Raw genomic sequence first — 12,332 nt, 5'->3', positions numbered from 1 at the left:
TCGCCGCCCTAGCGCAAGCCGCGCCGCTTGCCAAAGCCGGGCGGCACGGCGATGAGCCGATAGTGCAACGGCTCGCCACCCGCATCGTCGACAAGCCATGGGGCCGGAAGGGCATCGATCCACGCTTCCATGTCGACCCCAAGCGGCAGGTCGGCGAAATCTGGTTCGAGCCGCCGGCGGACCGGCCGCTCGACGTGATGGTCAAATATCTGTTCACGACCGAGCGACTGTCGGTCCAGGTCCACCCGGACGACATCGCGGCACATGAGCGCGGACATGCACGCGGCAAGGACGAGTGCTGGATTATCCTCGACGCCGACAAGGACGCCGAATTGGGCATCGGGACGGTCCGCGACCTATCGCCCGACGAAGTGATGGCGGCAGCGCGCGATGGCTCGATCGTTGACCTGATCGACTGGCGGCGGCCCAGGGCGGGCGACTTCATCTACAATCCGGCCGGCACCATTCACGCCATCGGGCCGGGGCTGACCGTGCTGGAAATCCAGCAGGCTATCGACCTCACCTATCGGCTCTATGATTATGGACGGCCACGGAAACTGCATCCTGAAGAAGCTGTGGACGTGGTTCGAGCCATGCCGCACCATCATGCGCTCGACACCCATGTCGGCGAGCAGAGCCGTGTCCTGGTCGGCGGGCCGCATTTCGGTGTCGCCTGGTGCGCCGGCGCTGCACCCGAGCTGCCGTTGCTGATCCGCGACGTGCAGCTGCTGCCGATCGATGCGCCCGTAGGGGAGCTTAAGCCCGGGGAATGCGCGCTGATTGACAGCGGGACAGCGAGGAGTTTGACCAGCGAGGGCAGGTTCGTGCTTGCCTGGTCGACGGAGACAAGGGGAAGCTGATGGCCGAGGCCTATATCGTCGAGGCACTGCGAACCGCCGGTGGCCGGCGTGGCGGGGCACTACGCGAATGGCACCCGGCCGACCTCGGCGCGGCGGTGCTCGATGCATTGGTAGTCCGCAGCGGGATCGACCCGGCAGCGATCGAAGATGTCATCGCCGGCTGCGTCAGCCAGGTCGGCGAGCAAAGCTTTCACATTGGCCGCAACATGGTGCTGGCATCGGACCTTCCCGACAGCGTTCCCGCGGTCAGCATCGACCGGCAGTGCGGGTCTTCGCAACAGGCACTGCATTTTGCCGCCCAGGCAGTGATGAGCGGGACCCAGGATGTGGTGATCGCCGCCGGGGTCGAGAGCATGACGCGGGTGCCGATGGGGACTCCGGTAATCCTGCCGATGCAGGCCGGCATCGGTATCGGCCCTTGGCCGCAATCGATCAAAGGCCGCTATGGCGTCGACCAGTTCAGCCAGTTCACCGGCGCCGAGATGATGGCGCAAATCTATGGCTTCACGCGCACGGAGCTCGATCAATTTGCCCTTTCCAGCCACCGCAAGGCAGCGGCGGCGGCAGATAATGAAGCCTTCGAACGCGAAATCGTCATCGTCGAAGGGCTCGACAAGGAGGGCAAGGCGCGCCGCCACGACCGCGACGAAGGTATTCGCGCCGACGCCAGCCTGGAGGCGCTGGGCGAGCTCAAGACCGTCGCGCCGGACGGCATGATCACCGCCGGCAATGCCAGCCAGGTGTGCGACGGTGCGTCGGGCGTGCTGGTGGTTTCGGAAGCTGCGCTAAAGCGGCACGGACTGACCCCGCTCGCGCGGATCGACAATCTGACCGTCACCGCAGGCGATCCGGTGATCATGCTGCAGGAGCCGATCCCGGCGACGCGCCGGGCGCTGGAACGGTCCGGCCGCAAGCTCAATGAAATCGACCTTTACGAGGTCAATGAAGCGTTCGCTCCGGTGCCGCTCGCCTGGCTGAATGAGCTCGATGCGGATCCGGGCAGGCTCAACGTCAATGGCGGCGCTATCGCACTTGGCCATCCGCTTGGCGCCAGCGGCACAAAGTTGATGGCGACGCTGGTCCATGCGCTTCGCGCGCGCGGCAAGAAGTACGGGCTGCAGACGATGTGCGAGGGCGGCGGCATCGCCAATGTGACGATTGTCGAAGCTTTATAGTTCTCCTGCGAAGGCCGGGGCCCAGACCAGCGCCGCAGGCGCTGCCTTCGGCAGCGGACTGGGCCCCGGCCTTCGCCGGTGAACTGCTAATGGAAGTCTCGGGAAGCGGGTAGAATTCGGACGTTGCGAGGGTGGGCATGCCTCTGGGGCTCCGATGGCAGCTCTCCATCTGTAAGCCTCCCCAGCAATCCACTGCGGTCAAACACGCGCCGGGCGATGAGGTGCATCACACCTTCCTTGCTGCGCTGGATTTCGCCTTCGACCTCCATCAGCCGGGCGGCCATCACCTCGCGCCGGTAGCGTTCGAAATCGCGCGCCCATAGCAGCACGTTGGTGATCCCGCTCTCGTCCTCCAGCGTGAGGAACAGGGCATTGCCCTTGCCCGGCCGCTGGCGGATCAGCACGACTCCGGCGACCCGCACGATCCGTCCGTTCCGTGCCTTCGACGTATTGGCGCAGTTGAGCACGCTTTCGCGTTCGAAGGTCGCGCGCAGGAACTGCATCGGATGGCCCTTCAGCGACAGGCGGGTGACCTGGTAGTCGGTCACCACTTCTTCCGGCAGCGGCATCGCCGGAAGCGCGGCATCCGCTTCCTCGCCCAGCTCGGCCGCCTCGGCATGAGCGAACAAGGGCAGCACGCCCTGCGGCGTACGGCGCGCTTCCCATAAAGCGTCGCGCCGGTTGAGGGCGATCGAAGCGAAGGCATCGGCATCGGCCAGCAAATGCAGCGCCCGCGACGGCAGCCCGGCGCGCTGGGTTAGTTGCTCGACCTGGGTGAAGCCGCCGCCCCGCGCCGAGACCAGCTTCTCCGCCCATTCCTTGCGGAAACCGTCGACCTGGCGGAAGCCGAGCCGGATGGCGTGGCCGCCATCCTCCTGGCGCTCGATCAGATTGTCATATTCACTGGCGTTGATGTCGGGGGGAAGCACCTTGACCCCATGCTCGCGTGCATCGCGGACCAGCTGGGCCGGTGCGTAGAAACCCATCGGTTGCGAGTTCAAAAGCGCGCAGGTGAACACCGCCGGATGATGGCATTTCAGCCAGGCCGAGACGTAAACCAGCTTGGCAAACGCCTGCGCATGGCTTTCGGGAAAGCCATAGCTGCCGAAGCCCTTGATCTGGTTGTAGCAGCGCTCCGCAAAGTCGCGCTGGTAGCCGCGGCGGACCATCCCCTCGACCATCTTCGCTTCATAGCGATGGATGGTGCCGACATTGCGGAAGGTGGCCATGGCGCGGCGGAGGCCATTGGCCTCATCAGGCGTGAAACCTGCGGCGACGATGGCGATCTTCATCGCCTGTTCCTGGAACAAGGGCACGCCGAACGTCCGGCCAAGCACTTCCTGCAGTTCGCCCGGCGGGTGCGGCAGGCCGGGTGAAGGAAGCTCGGCCTTCTCCTCGCCGTTGCGGCGGCGGAGATAAGGGTGGACCATGTCGCCTTCGATCGGCCCAGGGCGAACCAGCGCGACCTCGATCACCAGATCATAGAAGCAGCGCGGTTTCAGCCTCGGCAGCATGTTGATCTGCGCGCGGCTTTCGACCTGGAACACACCGATGCTGTCGCCCTGGCAGAGCATGTCGTAGACCGCCGGATCTTCGGGCGGGACAGTATCGAGTTGCCAGTCGCCAAGCCCGTGCAGCCGCATCAGGTCGAAGCTCTTGCGGATACAGGTCAGCATGCCGAGCGCCAGCACATCGACCTTCATCAGGCCGAGCGCGTCGATGTCGTCCTTGTCCCATTCGATGAAGGTGCGATCCTTCATCGCCGCATTGTGGATCGGGACGATCTCGTCGAGTCGCCCTTCGGTCAGCACATAGCCGCCGACATGCTGCGACAAATGCCGAGGAAATTGGATCAGCCGGTCGACGACCGCCTTCAGCCGCGCAATTTCCGGATTGGCGAGCGCCAGCCCGGCCTCGCCATAGCGATCTTCCTCCAAATCATTTTCGAAGCTGCCCCAGATGGTCCCGGCAAGGCGGGCAGTGACATCTTCCGACAGGCCGAGCGCCTTGCCGGCCTCACGCACCGTGCTGCGCGAACGGTAATGGATGACGGTCGCGGCAATGCCGGCGCGCTCGCGGCCGTAGCGCTGATAGACATATTGCATCACTTCCTCGCGCCGCTCATGCTCGAAATCGACGTCGATATCGGGCGGCTCGCGGCGCTCCTCGGACAGGAAGCGGGTGAACAGGAGATTATTCTCGACCGGGTCGATCGGCGTGATGCCGAGCAGATAGCAGACCAGCGAATTGGCGGCAGAGCCACGGCCCTGGCAGAGGATCGGCGGGTCCTGCGCGCGGGCAAAACGCACGATGTCGTGAACCGTGAGGAAATAATTGGCGTACTGGCATTTGCGGATCAGGCCGAATTCCTCGTCCAGCACCTTTTGCCATTTGGGCGGCAGGCCGCCGGGGAAGCGACGGTTGGCTTCGCTCATCACCAGATGCTCGAGCCAGTTTTGCGGGGTCCAGTCGTCGGGCACCGGCTCGTGCGGATATTCGTAACGCAGCTCGTCGAGCCTGAAGTGGATGCGGGAGAGGAAGCGCATGCTTTCCTCAACCGCTTCCGGGCAATCGCGGAACAGCCGCGCCATTTCCTCCGGCGATTTCAAATGCCGTTCGGCGTTGGCCGCGAGCAGGCGTCCGGCGGACTGGATCGTCACGCCTTCGCGAATGCAGGTCACCACATCGTGCAACGGCCGGTCGTCGGGCGAGGCATAAAGCGCATCGTTGGTCGCCAGCAGCGGCACTTGCGTCCGCTCCGCGATCCGATTGAGTCTCGCCAGCCGGCGGCGGTCGCTGCCCTGATGCGGCATCGACGCCCCCAGCCACACCGATCCGGGACGCGTGTCGGCCAGGCGGCGCAACAGGAATTCGTGGGCTTCTTCGGCCATGACAATCAGCAACAGATCCTCGGCATGAGCGAGAAGGTCGGCGAAATGGAGGATGCAGTCGCCCTTCTCCGCGCGCCGGTTGCCGATGGTCAGCAGCCGGGTCAGCCGGCCCCAGCCCCGGCGCGTCGCCGGATAGGCGATAATTTCCGGGGTCGCGTCGGTGAATATCAGCCGCGCGCCGACAATCAGCCGGAAGTCGATGCCCTTGGGATCTACGCCAAGCTCTTCGCAACTATCATTGAGCGCGGACCAGGCGCGGACCACGCCGGCAACGCTGTTGCGGTCGGCAATGCCGATCCCGGCCATGCCCAGCTCCAGTGCCCGGCCGACCATGTCAGACGGGTGCGAGGCGCCACGCAGGAAGCTGTAATTGGTCGCGGCAACGAGCTCGGCAAATTCCTCCCTGAGCTTTGCTCGGGGAGGGGGACCATGCGCAGCATGGTGGAGGGGCCTCATGCAAACAGCCCATGGAGATACCATTGGGGCCGCGGCTTCTCGTCGAACAGGCCGTGGCGGAAGACCCAGAAGCGGCGGCCGCGCGCATCCTCAATGCGATAATAGTCGCGGGTCAGGCCGGCCTTATCGACTGCGCCGTCCTTGCGCTTCCACCATTCGGACGCGATCCGCTCCGGCCCCTCGAACCGCTTGATGAAGTGATCCTTGCGGCGCCAGCGGAAGCGGCGCGGCGGGCCGTCGGGGACAAGGGCCGTGACCTCGATCGGTTGCGGCGGGTCGAACAAATGGAGCGGGCGGAGCGGCGGCTCGCCCGGCGCCGGCTTGGGCCAGGAAGCACTGGGCTCCCCGAGCTCGACCGCTGGCAAGGCGAGCTGCATCTGTTCGGGAATATGAGTGTCGCGGGCAGTGAAGCGCTGGACCCGGCCGCGCCCCAGGCGGGTGCTGAGCTGGTCGATCAGAGCCGCGACCTGGGCTTCCTTCGCCGCGCCGCCCTCCAGGCCTAGCTGCGTGACCGCCAGCGGCTCGGTGACCGGGACGGCCAGGCGGATGAGGTCGAAACCGAAGCCGGGATCGATCGGATCGCTTAGCCCCTCGATCCGTTCGTTCATCAGCCGGATGATCAGCGCCGGATCGCGGCTCGGCTGGCTGGTCTCGATCATGAGCGGGCGGACCAGTCCGTCGCTGCGGAAGAAAAAGGCCTCGAACCGCCGTCCGCCTTCGTGCCTCTGTTCCAGCTGCCAGGCGGCGTCGGCGGCCAGTTCGCCCAGCACGGCAATCGCATAATCGGTCCGCGCCACCGGCTCGGCGAAGCGCCGCTCGGCAAGGATCGGGCTGACGGCGATGCGCGGCTCGATCGGCCTGGCGGCCTCCCCCAGCATTTCGCGGAGCGCGGTGACCGCCTCGCTCCCAAAGCGGGCGGCGATGGCGCTCATCGGCCGCCTGGCCAGTTCGCCGACCGTCTTGAGCCCGGCGCGAAGCAGCCCTTTGCTTGCCTCCGGCGCCAGCTCCAGCGCCGCCACCGGCAATCGCCGGACCGCCGCCGCTTCGTCCCTGGCGGGCACGGCCTGGTATCGAACCAGGGCATGGGCCGCCCTGGGCGTATCGGCGAAGGCCAGCCGGATCGTCATTCGAAGCGCGGCCATGCGCGCCTCGACATCGGCCGCCAGCCCGCGTTCCCCGCCGAGCAGATGCGTACAGCCGGTGACATCGAGGATCAGCCCGTCAGGCGGATCCAGCGCGACCATCGGCGTGTAGCGAATGCAGCCATCGGCCAGTCGTTCGAGCCACGCCCGGTCGACCGCCTCGTCATGTTCGACCGCTTCCAGCAGCGGCACCCGCGCCCGGGCATCGGCCAGCGCCATGCCCTGTTCCAGCCCCTGCGAGCGCGCCGCCTGGTCGACCGCCGCCAGGCGCAGCGCGCCTTTCACCTTGCGGGTGAAGGTAAGCGGAACCTCAGGCGCTAAGCCGCAATTCGGCTGACGCCGCAGCCGGTCGGCCGGCAGGAAGGGAAACCACAGCGCCAATATGCGCCGGCTCGCGGAAGATGATTTGGTCACGATCCCACTCCAGGCGCCAGCGCATGCCCGAAGGCCCGGCGCGACGGCGCAGCAATTCGATTTCGAATATCGGCGGCCCGGGCGCATTGGCCTCCAGGGCAAGCGACGGTGCCGCACCGACCGACCAGCGCGTGTCGGCCGCGCTGGGCAAGGGCTCCGCCTCCAGCCTGAGCAGCAGCAGCGTCACGCCCGATTGCTCGGCGGCCAGCGCCAGCCGGCGGCTGGCGGTAAGGTCGAGCTCGGGGCATTTGCCCCAGCATTCGACCACCAGCGCCTTGAGGCCGGGGCAGCGCGCCGCATCGGCCGCGGTTTTGAGCAGCCCCTTGGTGTCCGGAGCGATCCCCAACACCAGCGCGTCCGGCTCGCCGCCCAGGGCAATCAGGCCGGGAGCATAGATGGAACCGCCATGCCGTTCGGCCTTGTCGCTGCGCAGCCAGAAGATCGGTGCCGGCCGGCCGGCCGCCCTCAGCGCCAGCATCGCCGCGAAGCCGGCCGCGCTCGGTCCGTCCGCGGGCTCTGCAGCGAACAACTCATGCACCCGGCCGCGCGCCAAACCGCCGTCCAGCGCGGCGTCGAGCGCCATATGCCCGGTCGTCACCCGCCGGTCGGCGGACAGCAGCCTGCCCCCGGCAATCGAGGCCAGATTTCGCCTGATCACGGCAAGAGAATCAACCGACTCGCGCATCATTTGTTCCTGATTTGTTCTCAGGTGCGCTTCGGTTCGAAAAGAGTCAAGCAGCCGCGCGGGGCCGGCAGGTGACCCCGACTAGACCACCGGCAAGGCGTCCGCGTGGATCAATCCAACATGCCCCATCAAGATATGATCGATGGAGAAGTCGCCGAATGCCGGCGCCATCGCGAAATGGTCAACGCCCGCCCCGGCGAACGATTGCGCCATGCTTGCGCTCGCCGGCAGTGCGGCATCGAGCAAGGCGTCGATCGCCTGCCCGTGGCTACCGTCGCTCAGCGCCTCCGCGACGAGGCTGACAACCTTTGCATCGACGCCCTGGCCATGACCATCATCAGCCAGCGCCGCGGCCAAAACCTCCGCTGCAGGCAGCGCGACCATGGCCGGCGCCGCGAGCAAAGGTCCGCCAGCATTTGATTCGGACCCTTGCGGCAGCGCGTCGGGTTCGACCGCCACCGCCATTTCCGATCCGGTAAGCGAATGGTTGGTCTCGACCGGTTCACCGGCGCCATGGCCGCCATCATGATCGGACGCAGACTGCTGCGCCGCCTCGCCGGTCGCCACCAGAAGCTGGGCTGCATCCGGAGCGGGCACCGCCGCCGCGTCGACATGAGCAACTGCCGCAGGCTGGCCGGATTCGACCTGGGTCTCGCCATGGACTTCGTCGCCGTCGGTTTGCGCCGCGGCAGCCGCCGAAGCGGCAACCCCCGCCGCGGCGACCGCGGCGAACAGCACCGCGTTATTGTCGGACACACCGACCAGGCGCGCGTCTTGCTCGACGCGAGCGCCGGTCGCGAACACGGCGTCGGCCAGCACGCCGGTCGAGCCGTCGGTCCGCGTGAAACTGCCGGTGCCGACCACCTGCACATCGCCGCCCGCCGCCGAATAGCCGACGCCATCGCTGGAGAGCGAGATGCTGGCGATGCTGTGCGCGGTCAGCGACTGCAGCTCGCCGGCATCGACCTGGCCGTCGCCATCGGCATCCTGCCAGACACCGAACTGCGCGAAATCCGCATCCGCCGCTGACAGCTGGCCGTCGCCATTGCTGTCATAACGCGCCAGACCCTCGAGGTCGCTGCCGCTGGTCGCGAACACAATCTCGTCGGAGCTGATTTGCCCGTCGCCATTGGCGTCGCGCACCAATATGCCGTCATTGGCCGCGACCCAGGCCGTCGCCACCGTGCCGCCACCATAATCGAAGTGCGCTCCGGCATCGGCAGCGAGGAAGCTGACCTGCCCGTCGCCGTCGAGATCGAGCGCGATGGGGGGCGCGGATGCTGTGACACTTACGGTCGTCGCCACGCCATTAAGCAGGTACGTAATTGCGTAGGGGCCAGCGCCCGTGTTGACGTTGCCAACCGTGGTCCAGACCTGGCCGCCAACAGCAGCACCGTTGGTGTCGATCTGAATCAAGCCCGTTGTCGTGACACGAAGGAAGCCCCCCGTGATAACGTTGGTGCCTGTTGGAACGCTCAACAGCGTCCTGATGTCGATCGTATCACCTGAAGAATAGTCGGTTATCGTGTCGATGTCGGCTGCCGCGGAACTGTCGAGCACAAAGGTATCGTTGCCTCCGCCGCCGGTCAGCGTATCGTTTCCGGCACCGCCGTTGAGCGTGTCGACGTTGTTTCCTCCGTCGAGAATGTCGTTGCCCGTGCCGCCGTTCAGCGTGTCATCGTTGCCACCGCCGAATAGCTGGTCGTCTCCCGCACCGCCGTTCAGTTGGTCGTTGCCATTGCTGCCGACAAAGATGTCCTTTCCTGCATTCCCGGTCAGAATGACGTCGCCATTGATAATGTCAGCGCCGGACAGCAGATCGACGTAGGAGAAGTCGTTTCCGTCGAGCGTGAAGTTATCGGTTCCAGAGTTTGTGGTATCCAAAACCGTCATCGTCACCGAGGCTGTCGACGTATTGGAGCCATCTGAGACGGTATAATTCAGCGTGTACGACCCCGCCGCCGGCGTTGTCCCGGTGATGCTCGTCAGATGTCCGCTGCCGTCGAAGTTCGCGACCATACCGGCGGGCAGGCCAGCCACGGCCGTTACGAACAGCGTTGGACTATCCGGATCGGTGTCGTTGTTGAGGAACCACGCCGGCGTGATCGTATTCGCCGGCAAAAGCGTTGAATCTGAGAGAACCCAAGCATCGTTGTTTGCGGTTGGCCCGACGTTGTCATCCGCCCCCGTGATATTCACCGTATAGGTCTGCGTCCCAAGCGGCGCGTCGCCGTCGCTCACCGTCATGGTGAACACATCCGACGGATTCTGCCCCGCGTTTAGTGCTTCGATCGCCGGCGAGTTGGGCGTGTAGGTATAGGCACCCGTCGAGATATTTACGGACAGCGTGCCGTAGGTCCCCGCCAACGTGGAGAAGCCGGCCGCGACAGTCCCGCCGCTGATCCCATAAGTTAGCGTCTCGACGTCGACGTCACTGCCGACGAGCGTTCCCGACAGCCCGCTTGTGGTCGTCGACGTGCTGTTCGGCACTTCCGCGATCGAGCCAGACGCGACCGGCGCCAGGGTCGGTGTGTCGTCCGCGCCCGTCAGGTTGATGGTGTAGCTCTGCGTCCCCAGCGGAGCATCACCGTCGCTCACCGTCATGGTGAAGCTGAGCACCGGATTCTCGCCCACATCGAGCCCTTCGATCGCCGCCGCATCAGGCGTGAACTGATAGGCGCCGGTCGCGACATTGACGGACAGCGTGCCGTAGGTTCCCGTCAGCGTGGAGAAGCCGGCGGCGACCGTGCCACCCTGGACGCCGTACGTCAGAGTCTCGACGTCGACATCGCTGCCAATCAGCGTTCCCGACAGGCCGGACGAGCTGGTTGCGGATGACTGGTCAATCTCGGCGATCGATCCCGACGTCACCACCGCCAGCGTCGGCGCATCGTCGGCGCCGGTGAGGTTGACCGTGTAGGTCTGGTTGACGGTCGGGCCGTCCCCATCGCTCACCGTCATGGTGAAGTTGAGCACCGGGTTCTCGCCGCTGTCTAGCGCCTCGATCGCCGCCGCATTGGGCGTGAACAGATAGGCGCCTGTCGACGTGTTGACCGTCAGCGTGCCGTACGCATTGACCAGCGTTGAGACACCGGCCGAAACCGTCCCTCCGACGACCCCGTAGGTAAGCGTTTCGACGTCGACGTCGGCACCCACCAGCGTTCCCGACAGGCCGGACGAGCTGGTTGCGGATGACTGGTCGATCTCGGAAATTGACCCCGAAGTTACCGGCGCCAGCGTCGGACCATCGTTGGTGCCGGTCACGGTCAGGGTCAGGCTCGAGGACGAGGCCGCCCCCCACTCGTCATGGACCGTGTAGCTGACCACCACCGTCGCCGTGGCACCCTCAGCCAGATGGTCGAACGCACTGCCCGGCGTGAACTGGACCTCACCCCCGACGATCGAGAACGCCCCGGCCTCGGCCAGGCTCGCCGCGCCGCCGTCGACCGTCACCCCGTCGATCGAGAACAGAGAGAGGACATGGCCGTCGTCGACGTCGGTGTCGTTGGCCACCACATCGAACGCCTTGGTCTCATTCTCGCCGGCACTGCCGGTGTCCGCATAAGCCACCGGACCATCGTTGGTGCCCTTGACGGTTACATTGATGGTGTAGCTGGCAGTGCCATCAAGTGACGTGACAACCAGGGACTCGGTCTTCGACTGGCCCTGGGCCAAGGCCTCGGTTGCTGGCCGGCCATTATCGAGCGTGTAGGTCCAGACGCCTGTGTTGGAATCGAAGTTGAAGCTGCCATAGGTGCCGTTGAGCGCGGACGCCGCGGGAGGCTGGAACTTGTCTTGGCCAGCGTCGGCGTCCGTCACCTTCAGCGTGCCGCCGGCGCTGGGATCGCCGGCAATGGTGTTGGCCGCGCCACCGGCTTCGATCACGCAATTGTCGCTGGCACCAAATACGGCAATCGATGCCTGGTCGTTGGCGCCGGTGATGTTGATCTTGACCGTGGCTTCGCTGAGCGTGCCGTTGCCGAGGCGGATGGCGTAGACGAACTGGTCGGAGAAAATTTGCCCGGCGTTCAGCGAATTGACGTCGAGCGCCTGCTCGGGGTCGCCCGAGCCATTATCGATCCGGTATTCAATCTTGCCATTGTTGATGCGAACCCAGTTGCCGCCAAGTGTCCGTTCCCAGGCTGACACCCCGGCAGCGTTCACGTCCTTGGCGAGAAGGTCGAAATCGGCGGTGATTGGATTGCCGTCACCGTCCTCGACCGAAAACAATGACTTGGCGTTGCCGCCAAGGTCGTTCGACATGACATCCAGCAAGATGGTGTTGGTGGCGGTATTGTAGAGGGTCGAATTGCTGCGAAGCAGATCTTCAAGAAAGGCGTAATTGTCGTCTTTCGCCTGCGGCGTGTTGGTAAACGACGTGGTCGAGCCGCCGCCCGTAGTTTGCGTAGCCATTTGTCCGTCCCCCAAAGTTACAGGCGCGTTGTCCAGACGCGCAGCTCGAGTCGCCCCCACTTCGACTCGTTTACAAACAGTTAACTATGTTTCAATTTACGCGAAGGGCCAAGTACTTACTTCCCGACTTGTCCCAAAATTGGAAACTGCAGTCGCGTTGCAGCTCCATCGGCCGCTCAAAACTTCCGGCCCAGGGTGACGCCAACGGTCAGCGGCTTGATCGGCGTGTGCTGCGGTATGGCGCGAACGCGATACGGATTGCCGAACGCAAATGTATCGGCGCTGGAGTTGGTGAG

General features: G+C 65.2%; 6 protein-coding genes. 2 read left to right on the top strand and 4 right to left on the bottom strand.

What is annotated here, in order from left to right; genetic code table 11:
* The first annotated feature begins 62 nt into the window (after window positions 1–62).
* Together Q0C64_RS11395 and Q0C64_RS11390 are read left to right on the top strand one after the other, a co-directional pair.
* Window positions 63–860 carry a class I mannose-6-phosphate isomerase gene (locus Q0C64_RS11395; protein WP_294123886.1) on the top strand — a complete coding sequence of 266 codons (798 nt, stop codon included), beginning with the start codon at window positions 63–65 and terminating at the stop codon, window positions 858–860.
* Complete coding sequence (locus Q0C64_RS11390) at window positions 860–2,035, top strand: acetyl-CoA C-acetyltransferase (RefSeq protein WP_294123884.1); 1,176 nt, start codon at window positions 860–862, stop codon at window positions 2,033–2,035. Before Q0C64_RS11395 ends, Q0C64_RS11390 begins: the two co-directional genes overlap by 1 nt.
* A gap of 86 nt (window positions 2,036–2,121) precedes the next feature.
* On the opposite strand, the gene Q0C64_RS11385 is transcribed toward Q0C64_RS11390, so the two are convergent.
* From Q0C64_RS11385 to Q0C64_RS11370, 4 genes are all read right to left on the bottom strand, one after another.
* Window positions 2,122–5,382 carry an error-prone DNA polymerase gene (locus Q0C64_RS11385; RefSeq protein WP_294123882.1) on the bottom strand — a complete coding sequence of 1,087 codons (3,261 nt, stop codon included), beginning with the start codon at window positions 5,380–5,382 and terminating at the stop codon, window positions 2,122–2,124.
* Window positions 5,379–6,938: a DNA polymerase Y family protein gene (locus Q0C64_RS11380; protein ID WP_294123880.1), complete on the bottom strand. Its 1,560-nt coding sequence runs from the start codon at window positions 6,936–6,938 to the stop codon at window positions 5,379–5,381. Before Q0C64_RS11380 ends, Q0C64_RS11385 begins: the two co-directional genes overlap by 4 nt.
* Entirely contained in the window at window positions 6,835–7,623 is a 789-nt protein-coding gene (locus Q0C64_RS11375; RefSeq protein ID WP_294123878.1) for a hypothetical protein, read from the bottom strand. The genes Q0C64_RS11380 and Q0C64_RS11375 overlap by 104 nt, the downstream gene beginning before the upstream one ends.
* Window positions 7,624–7,704: 81 nt before the next feature.
* A complete protein-coding gene (locus tag Q0C64_RS11370; protein ID WP_294123876.1) occupies window positions 7,705–12,036 on the bottom strand; it encodes a VCBS domain-containing protein in 4,332 nt (1,443 codons plus the stop codon).
* Window positions 12,037–12,332: the final 296 nt, after the last annotated feature.

Source organism: Sphingomonas sp., assembly GCF_023266535.1.
Classification (GTDB): domain Bacteria; phylum Pseudomonadota; class Alphaproteobacteria; order Sphingomonadales; family Sphingomonadaceae; genus Sphingomicrobium.
This window is presented reverse-complemented; position numbering and strand designations above follow the sequence as displayed.